This is a genomic window from Streptomyces sp. NPDC079020 (assembly GCF_044542225.1).
Taxonomy (GTDB): Bacteria; Actinomycetota; Actinomycetes; order Streptomycetales; family Streptomycetaceae; genus Streptomyces.
The window spans coordinates 1-22,294 of record NZ_JBITUB010000006.1; the positions used below are offsets into that span (position 1 = coordinate 1).

Sequence of the window (22,294 nt, forward strand, 5' to 3'; positions counted from 1 at the left end):
TCCGCATGCTCATCCGACGCTCGACGAGCCGCTACCGCTGGGACGGCCGCCCCACCACCCGACGCCTCAAGTGATCCATTTGCCGGTCGGTCTAAGTACGTTGACAGAACGGGGTGTTGTGGACCGGCGGCGGGACGGGCCCCGGGTGAGACGTACCGGACACCGCCCCGGACAGGTCCCAGCACTACGCGGTGGGCCGGACCGCGGGCGGGAGGGTGCCCGGCTTGCGGGCCTCGATCAGGAAGCGGGTGGTGGTGGCGACGAAGGGGCCCTCCGCCTCGATCCTGCGGTGCAGGGACAGCAGTTGCGGGCGATAGCGCTCGACCGTGAAGCCGGGGACCATCCAGATCACCTTGCGCAGGAAGTAGACGACGGCGCCGATGTCGAAGAACTCGGTGCGCAGCCGCTCGGGCCGCAGATCGACCACGTCGAGACCGGCCGCCCCGGCGGCGGCACACGCCTCCCCGGGGTCGCGGGCACCGCGCACCTCGGGCGGCTGCGGGCCGAGGAGGTACTCGACGAGCTCGAAGACGCTCGCCGGTCCGACCTGCTGCGAGAAGTACGTACCGCCCGGCACGAGGACCCTGGCGATCTCCTCCCACCAGGTGGTCACCGGATGCCGGCTGACCACCAGGTCGAAGGCCGCGTCGCCGAAGGGCAGCGGAGGCTCGTCGGGGTCCGCGACGACGACGGCGCCGAGCGGGTGGAGCAGGGCGGTGGCCCTCGCGACGTTGGGAGGCCAGGACTCGGTGGCCGCGGTCAGCCGCGGGAGCTTCGGCGCGGAGGCCAGGACCTCGCCGCCGCCGGTCTGGATGTCCAGCGCGGCACGGGCATGGGCCAGCCGGTCCGCCATGGCGCGGGCGTAACCCCAGGAAGGCCGCTGCTCGGTCGCCCGGCCGTCGAGCCAGGAGAAGTCCCAGCCGTCCACGGAAACGGTGCCGGCCTCACGGACGAGCGCCTCGAACCGCTCGTCGGAGGCTGTGGAGGAGGAGCCGGGGAAGGTACCGGTGGGGCCGGAGGAGGGGAGCTGTTCGGGCATGCGGGAATCGTTCCAGGCGGGCACCGGAACCGCGACCGCGTTTCTTGCGGACCGGGGCCGGGCGGGCGGCGCCGGGCCGTTCGGGCCACCGAGGTTCAGGGGGTCGGGGCGTCAGGCAGCCAGGGCGCCCAGCAGCAGCCCGGTCAGCGCCCCCGCGATCATGAACGGACCGAACGGGATGCCCGTCCTGCGCCCGGCGCGGCGCAGGATCACCAGTCCGAGGCCGTACACCGCCCCGTACAGGAACCCCGCGAAGGCCCCCACGAACAGCACCGCCCAGCCGTACCAGCCGAGCGCGATCCCCAGGGCCAGTGCGAGCTTCACATCGCCGAAGCCCATGCCATTCGGGTTGATCAGGAAGAGCACGAAGTAGAACCCGCCGAGGACGAGCCCTCCGAGCAGCCCCGAGGTCCAGGATCCGGCGTGTTCGGGAAGAAGGGCGACGGCCCCCAGAAGCAGGATGGCCGCACCGGCCAGGGGCAGGGTCAGCGGGTCGGGCAGCCGGTGGACCCGGCTGTCGACCACGGCGAGGAGCACGGCGACGGGGGCGAGCAGCAGCCAGGCCGCGAGCTCGGGCCTGGTGCCGGTGCCGGCCGCCAGCGCGGCGCAGGCGAGCGCGGTGACGAGAGGGGTGAGGACGCGGGGGGCGTAGCGTCCGCCGGGCGGCACCGGGACACGGTCCGCACCCCGCGTCGTCCCCGGCGCCGCGTCCGGCGCCGCGCCCGGCACCGCGTCCCGGGCCTCTTCCGGTCTCGATGCGGCCTCCGGACCCTCGGCGGCCTCGGTGACGCGGTCACCGTCCGGGCCGTGGTCGGCCGGGGCCGTCGTCCGGGGCGCGTGGGTGGCCGGCACCGACGCGCAGGCCGTACACCGCGCCGGGCCGAACCAGCCGCCGCCGGGGCCGGTGAGCGGGTGCCCGGCGGGGCAGGCGTCGCGCCAGGCCTCCTCCGGTTCGACGGAGAACCGGTACGCGGCACGCGGGACCAGCATCCCGGTGGCGGCGCCCCAGAGGGCGGCGACGGCGATCAGCGTTGCGTCCACACCAGGGACCTTAATCGGGCGGTACGACAAGGGGCTTGGGCCCTGGGGCCCACTGGGGGCCGTTCGGGACCCATGATCCGTCGTCGGGGGCTACGGTCGGTGCCCATGAGGAAATGGCGCGATGGCGAAGGAACGGTCACGGTCGGCACGGACACCGGGGAGTGCGCGGTTCCGCTGCGGATAGCGGCCTCCTACCGGGCCCGGACCCGGGGGCTGCTGGGGCAGGACGGGATCGAGGGGGCACTGATGCTCACGCCGTGCGGGAGTGTGCACACCTTCCGGATGCGGTTCACCATCGATGTGGCGTATCTGGACCGGAAGTTCAATGTGCTGGCGGTCCGCACGATGAAGCCCGGCCGCCTCGGGCTGCCGCGCCTGCGCGCCCGGCACGTGATGGAGTCCGAGGCCGGGGCGATGGAACAGTGGGGGCTGCGGCCGGGTGCCCGGGTCGAGGTCCACGTCACGGCCACGAGCGACGCGTAACGAGCCCTCCCGCGCGCCTCTGCCTCCCCGCGCCCCGTGCCCGCCCGTGCCCACCCGCGCCGTGCCCACCCGCGCCGTTCACGCGGTCACGCGGTCACGCGGTCACGCGGCACGATGCCGCCCTCGAAGTCCGGTAACTCCGCGCGGGCTTCACTCAGCATCACAGCAAACGGCTGGCGGGAAGGACACGGCCATCGGCAGTCGTCACCCCCGCGCCAGGTGGACCCGTGGCGGGGGCATGCGTCAGGCGCCGGTGGGGCGGGTGCCGAGTCCCCGGCCGACCAGCGGGCCGACCGTGCGGATCAGCTTCAGCTGGGTGGAGCGCAGGACACGTACCGTGAGGTCGTCGGGCCGGCCCGTCGTCGTGGACCACCCGTACCCGGAGCCGACCACCTCACTGGCGAAGGCCAGTTCGGTGGCCAGCAGTGCCCGTGCCCAGTCCATCGGAGCCAGCGGTTCGCGTGCGGCGAGTGCGCCGCGGATCGCGATGCCTCTTCGGTGCAGATCCTCGGTGCCGTCGAACCCCATGGCGACGGCGAATTCCTCGGTACAGCGAGCCGGGCCGCTCCACTCGATCAAACCCTGCTGGAGGAGCTGGGACTCCTCGTCGGTCAGCGTGAGCTGTTCCGCCGTCTGCACTCTGCCGTCACCCTCTGGTAGCCGCCCGGCCCGGCGCCATGGGGGAGCGCCGGGCCGGGCCCTGTTCCGTTACGAAGGTGACGCTAACCTCCCAGGTCGCGGGCGTCTTGGGCCCCTGGACCCACTGACGGGCAGGGCGCCGAGTGAGGGCGACGCACCGCGCGGGAAAGGCGGCGCCGGCCCTCGCGCGAGGGCCGGCGCCACCCGTCACACGCTGAGCACCGAGTTCCCGAACACCCGCCACGGGGAGTGCCCGACCGAGTCGAGGAACGCCAACTGCGGGTGCGCGGCGGCGATTTCCTCGCGTACGGCGACGACGTCGGGCCACTCGTCGAGAGGTGCCGCACCGTCGATGACGACCCCGTCCCAGTCGGTCGCCGAGGTCGTGCCACGCCGGTCGACGACGAATCCGATGCACAGGACGGACGCGCGTCCAATGGTCCGTCGTATGGCGCTCACGGCCCGGTCCTGCTCCTCGGGGGGCAGCTCACCGAGGCCGAACTCGACGGCCACGGCCCCGCGCCGCGCCCTTCGGACGCGTACGAGGACGTCCGTCGCGCCGCCCACCCACAGCCGGAACCCGATCTCGTCGAGCCTTTGCAGTCCGGCAATGGACAGCAACTGCTCCCGGGTGACGGGCGAACGCGCCCCGGCCGACGCGGAGTCCTGGCTGACGAGCACGGTGCGCCCGGTCGCCGGATGGGCCAGCCGCAGCCCCTCCGCTTCGAGGTCCCCCAGCAGAGTCTGGGCGTCCAGGCGGGTCCAGCCCAGGTGGTACGAGTAGAAGAAGCCGGTACTCATCGACGCCTCACCCCATCACAGCGTGAACATGTTTATTCGCGTGCGCAAATCGAGCATGAGAGGTTGGTACCCGGTCGAACGTGTGCCACCGGTGTCGGAATGCCCATGGGTGCGCCCGGATAAGGGCCATGGCGAGCGCCCGGATCACAGGCGTGGACGGCGGCGGTGTCGTGGTCGGCGACGACCGGCACGTTCGAGCGTAATGAGCCGCGACGGCTCCGGCGTGGGCCCACGGACCCACGGGCGGCCCAAATGCGGAACCGGCGCACCCGCCGCGTCGGTCCGGCGCCCCGGACCGACGCGAACGCGCTGATCACCGGCGTCGGGGTTGGGCCCGGCTTTGGGGCCGGGGACCCGCGCCACCGCCGCTCTCCGGCCGTACGCTCACGGCGACAGGCAACACCCGTGTGCCGGAGAGAGGTTGAACCGTGAGCGGTGGCGGCGGCTGGGGGGACAGGAGCGCGAGCCACATATCGGCGGGGCATCGCGGTCCGGGCGGGCCCGGCACCTTGTATCAGCGTGAACACAGCAACTGGTTCTTCGCGTTGACCCGCAGTTGGGCGACGGGGGCCCTGGTCTACATCGCCGCCGGTTTCATGACCGACCGGGTGCTGGTCGAACTGCTGGGAAGCGGGGAGAGGCTGGAGTCGTTCGGCTGGCGCCTCGCGCTCATGCACGTACCCAGCCTCGTGGTGACCCTGCTGACGGTGCTGGCCGCCGCGCGCATCCTCCCCGACGAGCACCGCGAATCCCGCGTCGTCTATCTGCTCGCCGCCCTGGCGGTGCCCCTGGCCGGCCTGATGTACGGCTTCGCGGTCGCGTGGAACGTCGTCGGCATCGAGGGTGTCCTGATGCCGGTCGTCTCGCTGGCCACGGGCGCCGCCGCGGGTGTGGCCGTCGACCGGCTGCTGGAGGAGCGGGCCACGCAGCCCCCTCCCCCGCCGCAGTACTCGTACAACTGGCGGGACGGCGGGGCCACCGCCATGGAGTACCTCGGCGTGGTCACCCTCGTCGTCATGCTGATCGGCGCCATGGCGATGGCCGGGGTCGGCGGGAAGATCGGCGAGCGCATCCGGTGCGCCATCAGCTCGCTCGCCGGCGGTGGCGGGTCCTGCTCCACCGGCGGTGGCACGGAGCCGGAGGCCAAGCCGAAGACCGACGCCGACTACGAACCCAAGATGTGCCAGGTCTCCAGCATCTCGGACACGGCGGGCGGCAAGGTCAAGATCGGCTGGTTCGAGTGGGGCGAGGAGTACGGCTTCCAGCAGAAGGTGTCCCGGGCCAACTCCGATGTGAACGGGGACGGCAAGGTCGACGAGAACGACAAGCAGGTCACCATGACGTTCACCGACGCGGCCTCGGCGGGCGCCACCGCCAGCACGCCGGGCGTCAAGCTCGGCAGCCTCGGCAAGGCGGACATCGACATCGGCGGCGGCATCAAGATCACCAACGGTGACACCTGGATCTTCAAGAGCGAGGAAGAGGCTCAGAAGATGCGGGACGACATCGAGGAGATGAAGATGTGGGAGACCGCCACCAAGCACAGCGGCGGCTACGGCGGCGGCTGGTACTCGGGCATGAAGTGGGCCGAGAAGAAGGAAGCCATCGAGAAGAAGATCGGCGACAAGAAGATCTCCTACTCGACCGTCGGACTCAACGCGTACGCGGACGGCGGGCTCTCCATCAAGTCGGGCGACGAGACCGAGCTCGGCGCCAAGCTGGGCGGCAAGGCCAAGTTCTCCCCCGAGGTGACGATCACCAAGGACGACGTGAACGGCAACGAGTCGTACACGTACACCGCCAAGCTCGAACTCGAGGGCAAGCTCAGCGGCAACGCCGGGCCGGTCAAGGGCAGCCTGGGCGGCAAGGAGAACCACACCGGCGCCATCACCGTCACCCGTGACCAGAAGACCGGGAAGATCGTCCGGATCGACATGACGCAGACGGTGGACAAGGGCTCCACCTCCGGCAAGGTCGAGGTGGGCGGCGACAACGGCGAGAAGGGCAAGGACAAGCGCGGCGGCAAGGGCAGCGTCGGCGACTCCTCCGGCGACTCCGGTCTCGACGTCCAGACGAACTCGATCATCTTCGGCAAGGACACCGACAAGGCCACCGAGGGCAAGCGGGCCATCGCCGAGCAGTGGCTGGACGGCTCGGGCAACAACACCGCCCCGTTCGAGTACATGTTCGGCGACCACGCCATGGACAAGCGGCCCGCGGGCAGCGACCCCTTCGAGCAGATGATGTTCGACGACGGTCTCTCCAGCACGATGCGCTACCACGGCGAGACGGACGCCCAGGAGTTCGGCTTCGAGGTCTCGCTCGGCATGAGCCTCGGCTTCTCCATCTCCGACGAGCACAAGAAGGAAACACTGACGGACGCGCAGTTCCTCGGCGCCCCGCAGGGCGACAATCGCACGTATCTTCCGTACAGCTACTGCGCGAAGTGAGCACGTCGACCGACCGCACGACGAAGAGGCGAGCACCGATGACGGCCATGACCACATCCACACCGAAGAAGTCCCGGCCGCTCGGCGCGGCCGCCGCGGCCGTCATCGCCCTGGCCCTGCTCACGGGCTGCGGCAGCGACGACACCGCCGCGGTCCCGGAGGGCTGGGGCACGCTGGACACCAAGAGCCTGTCCGTCGGCTACCCGAAGAACAAGGGATACGCCGAGCAGCCGGCGGACAAGCGCAGCAAGAGCAACGCGGCCGTCGCGCTCAGGACGGAGGACGGCGTACGCACCGGCATGGTCTCGGTCCAGCTGAACTTCGCCACCGGCGTCAGCACGGCCGGCGAGGCGGCGGCCGCGGCGGGCGCGGGCCTCGGCCTCGGAGCCACCCGCAAGGACACCGAGGACGTACGTCTCGAAGGCGCGGACAGCGCCCGTGAGGCCCGCCGGATCGACTACGAATTCACCGCCGACGGCAAGGAGGACACCCCGACCGTCGGGACCCCGATGACGGGCGTCGTGGTGGCCGGTGTCGACTCCGAGGGCGTGCCGTTCGCCATCCGGATCAACGCGGTCAAGGACCAGCTGACCGCCGGGGACCTGGACGCGTTCGTCAAGTCCATCACCGTCAAGTAGTCCGTCCGGCCCGGCCGGCGCTCCCCCGCTGCCGGGGAGCGCCGGCCGGGCCGTTCCGGTTCCGGCGGACCGGGCCGGGACCCGCCGCCCCTGCCATGACGAAGGCCCGGCACCGCGGCCCTGGGGTTCCAGGAGCCGCGGTGCCGGGCCCTTCGCGTGTCGCTCGTGCGTGCGGCGCGCGTGTGCGTGTCACTCGCGCGTCGTACGCGCGGCGCGCGTGTGCCTCGCGGAGGAGGTCAGGAAGCGGTGCCGCGCGGGAAGGAGACCTCCACACGCCGGTTCTTCTTCCTGCCCTCTTCGTTGCTGTTGCTGGCGATCGGGTACTGCTCGCCGTATCCACGGATCTCGAAGGTGATCGTGGAGCCGAGCTCCTTCGACAGGACCCCGTGCACCGCGTCGGCGCGCTGCTTGGAGAGCACGTCGCCGTGGGCGGAGGAGCCGAGGTTGTCGGTGAAGCCGAAGACGCGGACCTTGGTCGCGTTCTGCTTCTTGATCTCCGCCGCGATGGCGGCGATGCGGGAGTTGGCCGCCGGGCTCAGCTTCGCGCTGTCCTTGCCGAAGAGGACTTCGGCCTGGAGCGCGAACTTGATGTTGGCATTGCTGTCCTCACGGCGCTCCTCGCCGCCCATGTCCTCGATCACCTGGATGATGTCGAGGACCTTGCCGGGGGCCAGTGTGCCCCCTTCGGGCATCTTCAGGTCCGGATCATTGGGATCGATCTTGACGGGCGGCTCGGAGGTGGCCTCCGTCCCAGGGGGCACGCTGGGACCGTCGTCCGCCAGTGCGGGCGCCGCACCGAACAACGTCACACTCGACAGAAGCACAGCGGTCGCGAGCGGGACTCCCATCATCCTGATGTTCGCCATGCTCACCATCACCCGGAAATCTTCAGAGAGGTGGTGGCGAACGTCGGCAGCGCCAGATCAACCTCTGTGGTCGTGCTCGGCGGAGCCGGGAACTGCATGAACACCGGAGTTGTCGCTCCGGGAAGAAGCGGGCGGATCTTGGTGGTGCACAAGCAGCGTCCGTCCGTGTCCCGCAGGACGTAATAGCGCTTCTTGCCCACCTTGTCGACCAGCGTGGCTCCGCCCACCGAGTTCATGTTCTTCAGAACAATGGCGGTCTCACCTCCCGCCCACGCTGCCGGGTTGACGGACTTGTCGCCCTCGTTCTTGATCTCGCCCTGCACGGTCACGAAGCCGCCGGAGTCACGCAGCACCTGATTGACAACGAGCGTGACGCCGGCCTGGCCGCGCATCTCGGCGAGCTTCACATCCGGGTCCACGTTCTCACCGGCAGCCGTGTCCTCCTGGACCACAGTGTCGCTGTCTGCGGTCTTCGAAGGAGCGGCGGCGCCGGAAGGTGCCGAACTGCCGGCATCTCCCTTCCCGTCGCTGTCGCCACCACAGCCGGTGAGCGCGAGGGCAAGCGCCGCAGCCATGGAGGCAGCCGCCATTGCCCTTCGGTTTCTCGTGGTACGCCGAATACTCATGGAATCCGAATCCCTCTACTCGTCGTTCGCTGTCACTTGTCGACCAACCGCACGTCGAAAAGAATCTTGCTGATCTTCGACCAGTCCTTGGGGGCACCCAAAGGCTCGATCTCAACGACCCCGGCCTTGCCGCACGAGAAGACGTACAGGTCCTGGGCACCGTCGTCGTTGAAGTCGAAGGACTGCCAGTCACAGCGGAACTCGATGACGGCAGTGGCTTTGGCGTGGGCGAACTTCCGCTCCGTCCCCGGAATGACCGGCGAGTCCACCGCTTTGCGGCCCTCGACCTCGACCGTGATCCTGTCGAACCGCGGAACGATGGTGGGACTGCCGCACATCTTGACGTCCGCATCGTTCTGCGAAGCGAAACTCTGCGCCGCGCCGCACGGCGTGACGAAGGGGGTCGACAGGAACGTGTCCAGCATTTTCCCGGGGAGCGAGGCCATGAACCCTCCCTGGAAACCCGTACGAGCGGTCTGGGCGGCAGCCAGCGCGGCGGAGTCCGCCGCACCCTGGGAACCATTGCGCAAGGCCGATGCCTTGCCGACAGCGAAGAAAGCGAACACGAGGAAGAGCAGGCCCGCCACCATCACAATGTAGATGGGGAAGGCCTGCCCTCGGTCGCTACGAGACCGGACAGTCATTAGCCAGCGGTGATCTCGGAGACCATGCTGTCGATGCGGTTCGAGATGTTGCCGCCGATGCCCGAGGCCGCGACCGCACCGATGATCGCCACGACCACCAGGATGATGCCCAGGTACTCGAACGCCGTCTGACCCCGGTCCTTCGCCGCGTAGCGCTTCTGGATGCTGCTGACGGCGGTGTTGGCCCAGCCGTTGACGCGCACGGCGGTCTTCAGGGTGATGTTCGACATGGTGTTCCCCTCCTGATTCGGCCGACCGCTTGCCGGCCGACTCGCACGTTCCTGGCATGTCGCGAACGACTCCGGCTTCCTCCTGGCCGGTGCCGCTTGCGACATGAGAAACATAGAGGGAGGCACCACGCTCACCAGAGGGTCCCAGGACCCATTCCCGGGCCCAAAGCGCGCTCTGGGCCCCCGCGTTGCCGCCCCGCTCAGCCATGACCGCCCGCCCTTCGCGGGCCGGGGCCCGTCGCGGGTGCCGTGCCCAGCCAGCGGGCGATCGCCTCGCTGCGGCTGCCGCTGTGAAGTTTCGTGAAGATACGGTTGATGTGATTCTTCACGGTCTTCTCGCTGATGAAGCAGGTGGCGGCGATCTGCTGGTTGCTCATCCCGGACGCAATCAGCTCCATGACCTCCACCTCCCTCGAACTCAACCCGTGTTGCTGCCTGTTGGGAGCCGCGCCGGACCCCCTGGTCATGGAAGACTGTCCCACAACAGGTTGCAGTTGCGAAAGACCTTCCGATTCCTGGACCTGTCGCGTCGCCATGGTGAGTGGTGGCGGCGGTGTGAAGCCGGGCTGCTCCTCATGACCGGAGGCCGGGTACGGCACTCCTGTCGTCAGGGCGGTGCCCAGGCCCTCCGGGAGTGCTCCGCGCCCCGGGCCCACGCCGTTGCGCATATGGGCGAGCAGGGCGTTCGCGGCGGTGGCGGTGAAGTTGGCCCGGCCCTGCGTGGTGTCGCGGACCGCCTGGACCAGCTGGTCGGCCGTGAACTCGCCGTGCACCAGATAGCCGCCCGCGCCCAGGCGCAGGGCCTCGTGGACGATCTCGCTCTCCCTGCTGTAGGTCAGCATCATCACGGGGGCGATCCGCACCAGGTGCGGCAGTGCGGAGATGCCGTCCACACCGGGCATCCGGACGTCCAGCAGAACGACGTCCGGACGGTGGCGGAGGGCCATCTCGTAGGCCTGACGGCCGTCCGCCGCCTCCGCGACGACCTGGATGTCGGCGCGGCCGGAGAGCAGTACGCCCAGGCCGGCCCGGACCACGGGGTTGTCGTCGGCCACCACCACCCGGAGCCTGCCGGGGGCCTGGGGACCGGGTGCGGCCGGGAAGGGAGTGGGCAGGGCCTCGGGTGCCGCGGTCCGCTGGGGGACGGGGAACCCGGAGGAGCTGGGTTCCGGGACGGGCGGTGCGGTGTGCGGCGAGGTGTGCGGGGAGGCGTGGTGCGGGGCCACCCAGTTCTTGCTCGACGCGCGGGAGATGTCGTCCGGCATTCTGCGACCTCCTCTCAGGAGCTACGGGTGGGGGGCGGATGGAGGGGCGGTGGAGGTGGTGCCAAGAGCGGCGAGGGGTATCTCCAGGCGCACTTCGGTGCCTTGGGCGGCGTCTCCCTTGCCGATGCGGATACGGGCGCCGATGGATGCGGCGCGTTCGACCATGCCGACGAGACCGAAGTGTCCCGCCCGTCTGAGGGTGTCGAGAGTGGTGCCCACGGGCAGGCCGCGCCCGTCGTCGTAGACGCTGATGCGCAGGACGTCGCCCTCCACTCCCGCGAGCACGATGAGGTAGGTGGGGTCCGCGTGCCGGTGGGCGTTCTCCATGGCCTCGGAGGCGACCGTGAGCAGCTGCCGGGCGACCGCCTGCGGGACGGGCGGTACGGGGATGTGCTCCTGGAGCCGGCGGAAGGTCGCGGTGAGTCCGTGCCGGCCGCTGAAGTCGGACGCGCGGGCCCGGAGTTCGTCGACGACGTCCACACCGCCGTCCAGGCCCGACTCACGGCGGAGATCGGTGAGCAGTTCGCGGGACTCGGCGGCGGCACGACGGGCCGCACGGGCGACGAGTTCGGCCTGCTGCCTGACGGTGGGCGGGTCCATCCGGTCGGCGGAAGCGGCGAGGCCGTCGGCGGCCAGGGCGAGACCGTGCAGGGTCTTGGCTACGGAGTCGTGCATCTCGCGGGCGAGGCGGGTGCGTTCGCCCTCCACGGCCTCGTTCACGGCGAGGCGGGCGCGGGTCTCGGTGAGGGCCTGGCTGGCGGTCCCGAAGCGCAGGAGCAGATTGCGCAGGGTCACCCCGACGGCGCCGGCGATCACGCAGAAGCCGGGGAGCAGCAGGTTCGTCGCGTCGCCGCCTTCGAGCTTGGGGACGGTGTTGTAGACGCCGAAGACGATGACGACCTGGACCGCGGCGAACACGGCGGCTCCTCGCCAGCCGTAGACGAGGCCGGCGAGGAGCGGGGTGCAGACGGTGACGTACGCGAGCGTGGACTCGGGGGTGGCGGTGATCAGCAGGAGCGCGCCCAGGAACACATCGATGCCGAGCATCCAGGGGTGGCGCAGCAGGCGCGGGCCGAAGCGCTCCCAGTCGCGGAACAGGACGTAGCTGCCCATGAACGTGATCAGGATCGCCGCGCCGATGAACCAGGTGGCGAGGCCGCGCGCAGTGTGGCTGATCGCGAACGGGGTGGCTATGGCGATCATCGCCAGCCGGAAGCCGAAGACCTGCCGGCACATCGCCTGGAGGGCGTTGACCTGGATGGCGAGCGCGGGGCGCGACTGCGGGTCGGTGGTGGCCACGGACATGTCCGCGGTGAGTCCGTTGTGGACACCGCTGAGCTGAAACGTCATGGGCCTGTCACCTCCCGTCTGTCCCCGTGGTCGCCGTCGTCGGTCATCGTCAGCCGCCCGACATGAAGCCGAGGTCGACGTCGGCGCCGTAGACGAAGCCGACGGTCAGCAGGACGAGCGTGCCGGGCAGGAGGAAGGAGGTGACGGCGAAGGTCGCCTTCGGTACCGCCTTCGCCGCCTTCCGGCGGGCGTTCTGGGCGTCGGTGCGGCGCATGTCGTTGGCGATCTGGATCAGCGTCTCGACGATCGGGGCACCGAGCTCCTCGCCCTGCTGGAGCGTGGTGACGAACATCGCGACCTGTTCCGAGTCGTTTCGCCTGCGCAGCTCCTCGAAGGCCTGCCTGCGGCTGACGCCCATGTCCATCTGACGCAGGGTGATGCGCAGTTCGTCGGCCCAGGGGCCTTCGTACTTCTCGGCGACGCGGGCGAGCGCCTGGCGGAAACCGAGGCCCGCGGAGACGACGACGGCCAGGACGTCGAGGAAGTCCGGGAGGGTGCGCTCGATGTGCTCCCTGCGGACCCGGATGGCGGACCAGATACCGGCCTCCACCCAGAAGAGCCCGAACGCGATCATGACGAGCGCGAGGAAGAACTGTCCCTGCAGGAGCATCGCGAACGCGCCGAGGCCGCCGAGGGCCCCGTAGACGGCGCGCCGGGCGGCGTAGCGGTCGATGGTGAGGCCGCCGGGGTTACCGGCCAGGTCGATCTGGCGGCGCTTCTTGGTGACGGCCTTGGCCCCCATCATCCGGAGCACCATGGGGGCCCAGCGGATGCCGAGCCGGTCGACGCCGGAGCCGACCGCGCTGGTGCGGGTGGCGCCGGATTCCAGGGCGATGGCGAGGTCGCCGGGCAGTTTGGCGTCGGCCCGGTACATCCGGATGCCGTGGATGGCTCCGTACACCGCGAGTCCGACGACGAGCGCGAGCATCATGTCCATGTCTGCTTCTTCTCCCAGGCCGTCAGACGTCGATACGGGACAGACGGCGGATCACGATGAATCCGATCGCGTACAGGACGATGGAGACCACGACGGCGATCTGGCCGATGAGGGCGCCGGTCATCCGGTCGAGGGCGCCGGGCATCACGGCGTTCATCAGGAGCATGGCGCCGATGCCGAAGCCGGGTACGGCGTAGGCGGTGACGGTGACCTGGGACAGCTGGGTCTTGACCTCGCGCCGGGTCTCCTTCCGTTCCTCAAGGGTCTCGGTGAGGTTGCGCAGGGAGCTGACGACCGTACCGCCGGCCCGGTTGGACAGGACCAGTGTGGTCACCAGGACGACGAGCTCGCGTGAGGGCAGCCGGTCGGTCACCTCGCTGAGCGCGTCCTCCAGGGACTCACCGACGGCGAGGCGGCGGGCGACACGTGCCAGCTCCTCACCGGCCGGGTTCTCCAGCTCGTCCGCGGCCATGGACAGCGCGGTCCGCAGGGCCAGACCCGCCTGGGTGGCGTTGGCGAGGATGCGGGACAGCTCGGGGAGCTGGTTGATGAAGCGTTCGGTGCGCTTGACCCGCTGCCAGTTCAGGAAGGCGTTGGTGCCCCAGAGACCGATCAGGGCGGCCACCGGGCCGAAGAACGCGGCGAGTATCGAGGAGGCGATCATCCACAGTCCGGCCATCGCCAGGAGCGCGTACACGAGGAACTCGCCCGGGGAGAGTTCCATGCCGGTCGCGGCGAGTTTCAGCTCCAGCTTCTTGCCCAGGCCGGTGGTGCGGAGCTTGCGGTCCAGGGTGCGGAACCGGCGGCGGCGGCCCGTCTCGGGGAGGTGGCCGACGTGGGAGAGCCGGTCGACGAGGGCGTCGCGGTCCGCCTTGCCGCCGGAGTAGGCGTGCAGGCCCATGACGCCGAGCACGCCGCACAGCAGCGTGACGCCGATCGTGATCAGGGGGAGATTCACATTGTCCATGGCTCAGTACCTAGTTGGCCTCTCGGGTGGCGAGCTGTTCGGAGGATGCGGCGACCCCGAACGCCTGCGGGATGGGCTGGCTGGCCATGTAGAGGCGGTCGGCGATCCGGCGGGGCAGGGGGAGGTACTGGAAATCCCCCTCGATCCGTCCGTCGGAGTCCATCGGCCGGGCGTTGAACTTGGCCACGGTGACGATGCGGTACGGATCGCGGCCGTGCGAGTCCAGGGCCGCGATCTCGGTGACCCTTCGCGATCCGTCGGCGTGCCGGGTCAGCTGGACGATCACATCGACGGCGCTGTTGATCTGGTCGTGCAGCGCCTCGAACGGGATCTTGATCTCCGACATGGAGGCCAGGGTCTGCAGACGCATCAGCGCGTCCTCGGCGTTGTTGGCGTGGACGGTGGCGAGCGAGCCGTCGTGACCGGTGGACATCGCCTGGAGCATGTCGAGCGATTCGCCGCCGCGGACCTCACCGACGACGATGCGGTCGGGGCGCATACGCAGGGAGTTGCGGACCAGGTCGCGAATGGTGATCTGGCCCTTGCCCTCCACGTTCGCCGGCCGGGACTCCAGCCGGATCACATGGCTCTGCTGGAGCTGGAGTTCGGCGGAGTCCTCGATCGTGACGATGCGTTCGCTGTTCGGGATCAGCCCGGACAGGGCGTTGAGGAGCGTCGTCTTCCCGGTGCCGGTGGCGCCGGAGACGATGATGTTGAGCTTGGCCTGGACGAGACCGGCGAGCAGGATCAGCATCTGCTCGTCCAGCGAGCCGAAGCCGATCATCTCCTGGAGGGTGAAGGACCTCGGGAACCGTCGGATGGTGAGGGTCGCGCCGGTCAGGGACAGCGGCGGAATGATCACGTTGACACGCTCACCGCTGGGCAGTCGCGCGTCGACCATCGGGTTCGACTCGTCCACACGGCGGTTGACGGTCGACACGATGCGCTCGATCGTCTGCATCAGCTGCTCGTGCGAGCCGAAGCGCATCGGGAGCTGCTCGACCTTGCCGCTGCGCTCGACGAAGATCTGGTCCGGCCCGTTCACCATGATCTCGGTGATGGAGGCGTCCTCCAGGAGCGGTTCCAGGATGCCGAGCCCGAGGGCCTCGTCGACCACGCGGCGGATCAGCTGCGAGCGCTCGATGGTCGAGAGGACCGGACCCTCGCGGCTGATGATGTGCCCGAGGACGCGTTCCAGGCGGGCCCGCCGCTCGGCGGCGGCCAGCGAGGACATCTCCGCGAGGTCGATCTCCTCCAGCAGCTTGGCACGGTAGGTGGCCACCATGTGGCCGTCCTCCCGTGCCCCGCCGTGCTCCTCCGGGGCGGTCATGCGTGCCCGCAGGCTCATGTGCGTAACTCCTCGGTCTCACTGTCCGGTCGAACCTGCGGGTGGTCGGTCCCGCAGACGGTCAATCCCTGAGGGCGGGCCGGTGGACGCACCGGCCCGCGGGGGCACTATCCGCGGGGCATGGTGGAACTCCGCTTGGCCTTGCCCCACTTGCCCCACTTGCCGTCCATGCCCGGGACCACGTTGGGAACCTTGATCTCGATGGTGACCGTGACCTCGTCGGTGCCCCCGCGCTCGCGGTACCGGAAGCCGTCGTTCGCGAGCCAGTCGCTCATCGAGTCCCGGGCCGCGGTACGGGCACTGCCCGTGGGGAAGTCCTGGGTCGCCGTCCTGGCGGCCGCACGGGCCGCCGTACCCGCCTGAGCCGCCGTGTACGCGGCGAGGCCGGCCTGGATGGCGAGGAGGGCGACCAGGATGAGGAGCGGGAGGAAGCCCAGGTACTCGATGGCGACCTGGCCGCGGTCGGTGCGGCGCCTGCCGGGAGGACCGGCGGGGACGCAACGGGGGCCGTCGGCGCGCTTGCCGCCGGAGTGCTTCACGCGTGCGGTTACGGTCATCACTCAGCCCTCCAGCGGCGAGCCGGCGTGGCCCGTGATCTTCACGTCCAGGTCGAAGAGACCCGGGACCAGGACAGGGACCTTGAGCTTGACGTCGGCCTTGTACAGCTCGCGGCCGGACCTGCAGGTGATCTTGACGTTGTCCTTCCAGGCATCCGGCAGATGCGCCTTCGCACCCTTCTTGCATGCCCGGCTCTGCGCGTACTCCGCACCGCTGCCCTTGCGCGCGCCCACGTCCGCCGCGTTGCCCGCGAGGCTCCAGGTGTAGCCGATGAGCGCGCACTCCCAGAGCACGAGCATGATCAGGATGATGAACGGGGTCATCCCCAGGAACTCGATCGCGGTCTGCCCACGGTCGCGGTCACGGCCCCGTACGGAACGGTCCTGTACGAAGCGGCCCCGTACGAAGCGGCCCCGTACGACATGGCCATGTCCGCGGAAACGGCGGGCGGCGTTGCGCCTCAGGCCGCTCGGTGAGGGCGTGAGCCCCTCCGGGGAGTGCGTGAGCCCGCCCCGGGAGCCGCGGGCGTCACGCCTCCCCCGTATCTCGGTGTCCGGTGCCCGGTTGGTAGTCATCGGTCAACGTGTCCCCTCGGTCTTCCCGTGGTCCCGGTCGTCGCCGTCGCGCCGTCGGCGCGGACGTCCGATCGAGCCCCGGTCGTTTTTGAATGTGCCACCGCTCTTCTTCTTGCTCGCACTGACCTTGACGATGCCCAGTTCTCCGGCCAGTCCCCAGAGCGCTTGCTTGACGGTGCTCTTGGCATCCAGTTCGTGCAGGCGTCCGGCGTCCACCGAGGCCTGGAGTTCCTTGAAGTTCGCGGGCACCGCCGCGTTCGCCACCTGGGTTCCGGTGATCTTCTGGATCAGGGGCGGCTGGATCTCGGTGTTGCGGGTGAAGCGGTTGACGAGCGTGATCGTCTCCTCCGCCTTGCGGATCTGGAGCCGTTCCCACATCCGTACGATGCGCTTCGCCCCGCGCACCGCGATGACGTCGGGGGTCGTGACCAGCAGGGCCACGTCCGCCATCTCGATGGCCGCCGCGTTGGCCCCGTTCATCTGGCCGCCGCAGTCGATCACCACGATCTCGTAGCGGGTGCGCAGCGCGCTCACGATCTGGCGCGCGGACCGGTCGCTGACCTCCTCGCCCCGTTCGCCCTCGCCCGGTGCCAGCAGCAGGGCCAGCCCCGTCGAGTGCGAGAACACCGCGTCGGCCAGCACCCGCGGGGTGATCTCCGTGATGAGTGCCAGGTCGACCAGGGAGCGCCGGAACTGCACATCGAGGTACGAGGCGACGTCGCCGGTCTGGAGGTCCATGTCGACCAGGGCGACGGTGTTGCCGGACGCCTGCGCGGCCAGGGCGAGCTGGATCGCCGCGACGGTGGCACCCACACCGCCCTTGGCGCCGCTGACGGTAAGGACCATGCCGCCGGGGCCGGTGAACACCTCGTTGTTCGCGGTGAGGTGGCGGCGCACACCCGCCGACCACTGGGACGCGGCCTGGACCCGGTTGGCCAGCTCCTCGTAGCTCAGCGGCAGGGTGACGATCCCGCGGGCGCCGGAGTCCATGGCGTCGGCGAACAGAGCGGGATTGGCATCCGCGGTGATCAGGATGACCCCGACGGACGGGAACCGCATCGACACCTCCCGGATGAGCTCCAGGGCCGGTACCGGGCCGATCCGCTCGTGGACCAGCACGACCTCGGGCAGCTCGTCGAGGGACTCGCCCGCGAGACGGGCCAGGGTGTCGATCAGCTGGGTCGAGTCGCCGACCGGCGCGGCCGGCTCCGCGTCGGGGAGCTGGCTGAGCAGAGTGGTGACCGATCTGGCCGCGTCGAGGTCACCGACGGCCGGGAGGATTCTGGTGGTCATCCCATCCTCACTTGTCCTTGTCGAGCGTGTAGGTGCGGTCCCCCGGGCGGATGGTGCCGTCACTGCCGGGCGCGACGAGGGCGAGCCGTACGTGCTCCGCGAAGGACTCGGCGTACGCCACGCGCTGGGTGTCCAGCGTGTTCAGGGCGAAGGTGATCGGCACGGCCTGCGTGCTCTGACTGCCCCGCTGGTCCCCGGTGGGCTCCAGGGCGGTCAGCTTGCCCACGTCCAGCACCTTGGCGTTGGAGACGATGACCTTGGACTGGGAGGCGCTTTCCTTCTGCTCACCGGCGAACGTGGCGTAGATGTTGACCGTGGCGCCGGGCGTGATCTTGCCCGCGACGCCGGTCGCCGCGTCGATCATGATGGCGATCTCCTGCTCACCGGCACGGAGTTCGGGCTTGCGCGCCATCATGTCCGACTGGAGCAGCGAGCCCTTGCGGAGCTGGGTGACGGCGATCTTCGATTCGACTTCCCGCAGGTTGGTCACGGCGTTCTCCGAGAGCCAGCGCTTGGGCATCTTGATCTTCTCGAACTGACCGTCGTTCAGGGCCGTATAGGGGGCCACGTCGGCTTTCAGCTGATATGCGGTCACCTCGGGACCGACCTTCGAGTTCACATCGCTGATCACCGAGAGCACGCCGGCGAAAGCACCGAAGGCACACAGGACCGACAGGAGCAGGAGTATCACGCCGCGGCGCTGGCGGGAGTTCATGGGCCGGACAACCTCGTTCGATTCGGATGCGTGGGGCAGCGGACAGAGAGGGATGCGCGGGGTACGACGTACGGGCGCGAAGTGCGGTAAAGCAGGAGCACAACGCGCGTAGTGCGGTGGTTCGGCGTGCGAAGTGCGGGGCTTGCGGAGATGGCTGTGACGCTGCGGGACGGGACGGCGCTGAGAGTGGTGAGCGCTGGAGGGGGCGCTCGGAGCGGGAGGTGCGGAAGTGCTTGGTCGGGTGGTTCACGAGCGGGTGCTTCACAAGCGGGTCGTTCACGAGCGGGTGGTTCACGAGCGGGTGGTTCACGAGCGGGTGGTGGAGCGGGAGGTGCGCGGTTGAGCCGGTCGGTGCTCGGTGGTACGAATTCTGCTCGGTCGTGCGACTTCTGCGCGTTGGTGCTGGATGTCCAGTTGTCCGGGCGGTGCGGCCCGGTACTCAGTGGCGCGGGGCGCCCGGCGGCTCTAGGAGGCGGCTGATGCGTTCACCTCTTGATGCAGGACACCCGTGGCGTACGAGCGGTTCTCGGCGGACGCGAGCGGGGAGGAACAGAATCCGCAGCGGTCCCCGATGAGTTCCATCTCGCACCAGTGGCACTTTTCCCTCCGTACGGAGGACACCAGTTGATACACGACGGAGATGTCCGGGAGGTAGGCGGCGAACTCCACCAGCTTTCCCGTACCCCACCAGCGGGAGGACTCGCCGGGCAGGGTCGCGTCATGAATGGCCTGGACCTTCCAGGCGGGAGCCAGGGTCTCCTGCACCCAGTCGGACTGCGACTGCCCCTTGGCCACCAAAAGATGCGTGCCGAATTCCGGACCGGTCAGCGGTTCCGCCGCGGGTCCGACCTTGATGAGCTGTGACTCGGGCCCGGCGAGCACGGCGAACTGGGAGCCGGGCACCCAGGACTTCGCATGGCTCTTCAGGCTGACGGCCACCCGGTCCAGCTTGGCCACCGAGTGCAGGAGCGCGCCCGCGTAGATGTAGTGCGAGAGCAGCCGGGCGGCGGAGGCGACCACCCCGGGACTGAAGTCGCTCAGTGACAGCTGACGCAGCTGACGCACCAGCACGGCGACGCCGAGCGGCGGCAGATCCACCTTGACCAGCGCGATCCGGTCGCTCTCCAGGACGGAGCGGATGCCGAACAGCCGTCGTTCGTGGGCTGGCGGGATGCTGGACGGATACACCGCGATCACATACCCGTGCTGCTCCAGCAGCAGGTGCATGTCACCGATGGCGTGTTCCATGGTCTGGGCCTCGGGAGCCTGGAGCAGGGCCGCGGTCGGCGTCTGCTGATCGGTGGGCGGCAGCACCAGATCTGCGCTTGTCACTGCTATTGCGGTCGGCACGCTCTTCCCCGTTCAGCTCCGGCCGTCGTGGTGACGTCGGCCGCACTCGCTCCTGCCCGGTGCTCCTGCCCCAGCACTTTAGCCACGTCTCACCAGGCAGAGAACACTTATCGGGGACCGATACGACAACATGCGAACACCGCCCCGACGGCGCCCGGGTACTAAATAGGACGAAATCGAGACTGGTTAACTCCTGTACCACTGCGGAGCGTTACGGAGCGTCGTCGCTCCCGACGGCCCGTCACTTCATCCGCGCACGTCAGAACGGCCCCCGGGGTCGTTCCGGTTCATTTCGACAGCGCGCCTTCGTCACGGTCCGAAGATCTCGCGCGAAGTCACCCGCCAGGGGACCAGGAGGTGGCCGCGGCGACATCTTCCCGTAAAGAAACGGCTGCCGGAGGGCCTTCCGGACCCCTCCCGGAGGGGGTGCCGAACACCCGTCCGGGGCAGCCATCGCTGCCAGAGGTCTTGACAACTTGATTGGTCTGGACCAGTTTATCCGCCAGCGGTGGCCACCGTTCTTCGGCTCCACATCCCCCGTACACCTCTGCGTACGTCCGGCACGTCCCGCACCCCCTGCACGATCCCCCGCACGACCCCGCCGGTATCCCCGTAACGCACCCCCCAACTCCCCCGGAGGCAACAGTGGAACGCTCCGCAGGCAGCAGGCGCAGAAGGCGTCACGTCCGGCCCGTCCTCGGCGGTGCCATGGCCGTCGTCGCGGCCGGAGCCCTGACCGTCACCGGTCTCGTCAGCAGCGCCCAGGCGGCCGACGTCAACGTCGCCAAGAACGCCGGATTCGAGTCCGGGCTCGCCAACTGGACCTGTTCCGGAGGCAGCGGCGCCGCCGTCTCCTCGCCCGTGCACAGCGGTACGTCGGCGCTCAAGGCCACCCCGGCCGGCCAGGACAACGCCAGGTGCGCGCAGACCGTGACGGTGAAGCCCAACTCGACGTACACGCTCAGCTCCTGGGTCCAGGGCGGTTACGCCTACCTCGGCGCGAGCGGCACCGGCACCACGGACGTCGCCACCTGGTCGCCGGGCTCCACGGCCTGGACCCAGCTCTCCACCAGCTTCAGGACCGGCGCCTCCACCACCTCGGTCACCGTGTACACCCACGGCTGGTACGGCCAGGCGTCCTACCTCGTCGACGACATCTCGGTGACCGGCCCCGACGGCGGCGGCGGTACCGACCCCGGCCCGTCGATCCCCGGCGCGCCCGCCGGTCTCGCCGCCGGTACGACGACGACGTCCTCCGTGGCCCTCTCCTGGAACGCCGTCTCCGGTGCCACCGGCTACACCGTCCACAAGGACGGCGCCAGGGCCACCACGGTCACCGGGACCTCCGCCACGGTGAGCGGCCTGGCCGCCGACACCGCGTACCAGTTCTCGGTGAGCGCCACCAACGAGGCCGGCGAGTCGGTCAAGTCCGCCGCGGTCAGCGCCCGTACGGCGAAGGAGAACACCGGGCCCGGCCCGGGGACCTCGGTGCCGAAGCACGCGGTGACGGGCTACTGGCAGAACTTCAACAACGGCGCCACCGTCCAGAAGCTCAGTGACGTCCCCGCCAACTACGACATCACCGCGGTCTCCTTCGCGGACGCCACGGCGACGCCGGGTGCCGTCACCTTCAACCTGGACAGCGCCGGGCTGAACGGCTACACCGTCGACCAGTTCAAGGCCGACATCAAGGCCAAGCAGGCCGCCGGGAAGAACGTCATCATCTCGGTCGGCGGCGAGAAGGGCTCCGTCTCGGTCAACAGCGACGCCTCCGCCACGGCCTTCGCGAACTCCGTCCACGCGCTCATCCAGGAGTACGGCTTCAACGGGGTCGACATCGACCTGGAGAACGGTCTCAACTCCACCTACATGACGAAGGCGCTGCGCTCGCTGTCCTCGAAGGTGGGCTCCGGTCTCGTCATCACGATGGCGCCGCAGACCATCGACATGCAGTCGACGTCCGGTGAGTACTTCAAGACGGCGCTGAACATCAAGGACATCCTGACCGTCGTCAACATGCAGTACTACAACAGCGGTTCGATGCTGGGCTGCGACGGCAAGGTCTACTCGCAGGGCTCGGTGGACTTCCTCACCGCGCTGGCCTGCATCCAGCTGGAGGGCGGCCTCGACGCCTCGCAGGTCGGTCTCGGGGTCCCCGCCTCCACCCGCGGCGCGGGCAGCGGCTATGTCGCCCCGTCCGTCGTGAACGCCGCCCTGGACTGCCTGACCAAGGGCACCGGCTGCGGTTCCTTCAAGCCGGCCAGGACCTACCCGGCCCTGCGCGGCGCGATGACCTGGTCGACGAACTGGGACGCCACGGCGGGCAACGCCTGGTCGAACGCGGTCGGCCCGCACGTCCACGGTCTGCCGTAACCCCCCGGAGGCCCGAGAAACACCCCTGACCAGCAGCGCCGCCGCTCCCCCGGCGGCGCTGCTGCGTGTTCCGGCCCGGACCCGGGCGGTCATCCCGGACCCGGGC

At 69.6% G+C, this 22,294-nt stretch carries 22 protein-coding genes; 4 read left to right on the forward strand and 18 right to left on the reverse strand.

Annotated features, from left to right (window positions below; genetic code table 11):
- Window positions 1-184: 184 nt before the first annotated feature.
- Complete coding sequence (locus tag ACIGJO_RS13985) at window positions 185-1,039, reverse strand: class I SAM-dependent methyltransferase (RefSeq protein ID WP_399956998.1); 855 nt, start codon at window positions 1,037-1,039, stop codon at window positions 185-187.
- A 111-nt stretch (window positions 1,040-1,150) separates the two neighbouring features.
- Window positions 1,151-2,080 (reverse strand): prepilin peptidase, encoded by a 930-nt coding sequence (locus tag ACIGJO_RS13990; RefSeq protein WP_399957001.1) that lies wholly within the window; start codon window positions 2,078-2,080, stop codon window positions 1,151-1,153.
- A 105-nt stretch (window positions 2,081-2,185) separates the two neighbouring features.
- Between ACIGJO_RS13990 and ACIGJO_RS13995 the strand changes: the two genes are divergently transcribed.
- Complete coding sequence (locus tag ACIGJO_RS13995; RefSeq protein WP_399957004.1) at window positions 2,186-2,563, forward strand: DUF192 domain-containing protein; 378 nt, start codon at window positions 2,186-2,188, stop codon at window positions 2,561-2,563.
- 243 nt (window positions 2,564-2,806) lie between these two features.
- Here ACIGJO_RS13995 and ACIGJO_RS14000 read toward each other — a convergent pair whose 3' ends face one another.
- Both ACIGJO_RS14000 and ACIGJO_RS14005 read right to left on the reverse strand, forming a co-directional pair.
- Window positions 2,807-3,202: a hypothetical protein gene (locus ACIGJO_RS14000; protein WP_399957007.1), complete on the reverse strand. Its 396-nt coding sequence runs from the start codon at window positions 3,200-3,202 to the stop codon at window positions 2,807-2,809.
- 207 nt (window positions 3,203-3,409) lie between these two features.
- Complete coding sequence (locus tag ACIGJO_RS14005) at window positions 3,410-4,003, reverse strand: hypothetical protein (RefSeq protein WP_399957010.1); 594 nt, start codon at window positions 4,001-4,003, stop codon at window positions 3,410-3,412.
- 428 nt (window positions 4,004-4,431) lie between these two features.
- On the opposite strand from ACIGJO_RS14005, the gene ACIGJO_RS14010 reads away from it, so the two are divergent.
- Together ACIGJO_RS14010 and ACIGJO_RS14015 are read left to right on the forward strand one after the other, a co-directional pair.
- On the forward strand, window positions 4,432-6,453 hold the full coding sequence (locus ACIGJO_RS14010) for a hypothetical protein (RefSeq protein WP_399957013.1): 2,022 nt from the start codon (window positions 4,432-4,434) through the stop codon (window positions 6,451-6,453).
- Between the two features lie 47 nt (window positions 6,454-6,500).
- Entirely contained in the window at window positions 6,501-7,091 is a 591-nt protein-coding gene (locus tag ACIGJO_RS14015) for a hypothetical protein (protein WP_399957016.1), read from the forward strand.
- Window positions 7,092-7,327: 236 nt separating this feature from the next.
- Here the strand turns inward: ACIGJO_RS14015 and ACIGJO_RS14020 are convergent, their stop codons facing one another.
- From ACIGJO_RS14020 to ACIGJO_RS14085, 14 genes are all read right to left on the reverse strand, one after another.
- On the reverse strand, window positions 7,328-7,957 hold the full coding sequence (locus ACIGJO_RS14020) for an OmpA family protein (protein ID WP_399957019.1): 630 nt from the start codon (window positions 7,955-7,957) through the stop codon (window positions 7,328-7,330).
- An 8-nt stretch (window positions 7,958-7,965) separates the two neighbouring features.
- Window positions 7,966-8,583 (reverse strand): hypothetical protein, encoded by a 618-nt coding sequence (locus ACIGJO_RS14025; RefSeq protein ID WP_351868328.1) that lies wholly within the window; start codon window positions 8,581-8,583, stop codon window positions 7,966-7,968.
- A gap of 32 nt (window positions 8,584-8,615) precedes the next feature.
- On the reverse strand, window positions 8,616-9,227 hold the full coding sequence (locus tag ACIGJO_RS14030; protein ID WP_399957023.1) for a pilus assembly protein TadG-related protein: 612 nt from the start codon (window positions 9,225-9,227) through the stop codon (window positions 8,616-8,618).
- Window positions 9,227-9,457: a hypothetical protein gene (locus ACIGJO_RS14035; RefSeq protein ID WP_351868321.1), complete on the reverse strand. Its 231-nt coding sequence runs from the start codon at window positions 9,455-9,457 to the stop codon at window positions 9,227-9,229. The genes ACIGJO_RS14030 and ACIGJO_RS14035 overlap by 1 nt, the downstream gene beginning before the upstream one ends.
- A gap of 200 nt (window positions 9,458-9,657) precedes the next feature.
- Window positions 9,658-10,722 (reverse strand): response regulator, encoded by a 1,065-nt coding sequence (locus ACIGJO_RS14040; RefSeq protein WP_399957026.1) that lies wholly within the window; start codon window positions 10,720-10,722, stop codon window positions 9,658-9,660.
- A gap of 21 nt (window positions 10,723-10,743) precedes the next feature.
- Window positions 10,744-12,072: a sensor histidine kinase gene (locus tag ACIGJO_RS14045; protein WP_399957030.1), complete on the reverse strand. Its 1,329-nt coding sequence runs from the start codon at window positions 12,070-12,072 to the stop codon at window positions 10,744-10,746.
- Window positions 12,073-12,121: 49 nt separating this feature from the next.
- Window positions 12,122-13,009, reverse strand: a complete 888-nt coding sequence (locus tag ACIGJO_RS14050; RefSeq protein ID WP_399957034.1) for a DUF5936 domain-containing protein — start codon at window positions 13,007-13,009, stop codon at window positions 12,122-12,124.
- A 22-nt stretch (window positions 13,010-13,031) separates the two neighbouring features.
- Complete coding sequence (locus ACIGJO_RS14055; RefSeq protein ID WP_399957037.1) at window positions 13,032-13,976, reverse strand: type II secretion system F family protein; 945 nt, start codon at window positions 13,974-13,976, stop codon at window positions 13,032-13,034.
- 10 nt (window positions 13,977-13,986) lie between these two features.
- The gene (locus tag ACIGJO_RS14060) at window positions 13,987-15,324 is read right to left on the reverse strand and encodes a CpaF family protein (protein ID WP_399957041.1); all 1,338 of its coding nucleotides are present in this window, start codon (window positions 15,322-15,324) and stop codon (window positions 13,987-13,989) included.
- Between the two features lie 107 nt (window positions 15,325-15,431).
- A complete protein-coding gene (locus ACIGJO_RS14065; protein ID WP_399957044.1) occupies window positions 15,432-15,881 on the reverse strand; it encodes a TadE/TadG family type IV pilus assembly protein in 450 nt (149 codons plus the stop codon).
- A gap of 3 nt (window positions 15,882-15,884) precedes the next feature.
- A complete protein-coding gene (locus ACIGJO_RS14070; protein ID WP_399957047.1) occupies window positions 15,885-16,457 on the reverse strand; it encodes a TadE family protein in 573 nt (190 codons plus the stop codon).
- Window positions 16,458-16,460: 3 nt separating this feature from the next.
- Window positions 16,461-17,750: a CpaE family protein gene (locus tag ACIGJO_RS14075; protein ID WP_399957050.1), complete on the reverse strand. Its 1,290-nt coding sequence runs from the start codon at window positions 17,748-17,750 to the stop codon at window positions 16,461-16,463.
- Window positions 17,751-17,757: 7 nt separating this feature from the next.
- Complete coding sequence (gene cpaB / locus ACIGJO_RS14080) at window positions 17,758-18,465, reverse strand: Flp pilus assembly protein CpaB (RefSeq protein WP_399957053.1); 708 nt, start codon at window positions 18,463-18,465, stop codon at window positions 17,758-17,760.
- A 465-nt stretch (window positions 18,466-18,930) separates the two neighbouring features.
- The gene (locus tag ACIGJO_RS14085; RefSeq protein WP_399957056.1) at window positions 18,931-19,797 is read right to left on the reverse strand and encodes a hypothetical protein; all 867 of its coding nucleotides are present in this window, start codon (window positions 19,795-19,797) and stop codon (window positions 18,931-18,933) included.
- Window positions 19,798-20,460: 663 nt separating this feature from the next.
- On the opposite strand from ACIGJO_RS14085, the gene ACIGJO_RS14090 reads away from it, so the two are divergent.
- Window positions 20,461-22,188, forward strand: coding sequence for a chitinase (locus tag ACIGJO_RS14090; protein ID WP_399957059.1), 1,728 nt, complete (start codon window positions 20,461-20,463; stop codon window positions 22,186-22,188).
- Window positions 22,189-22,294: the final 106 nt, after the last annotated feature.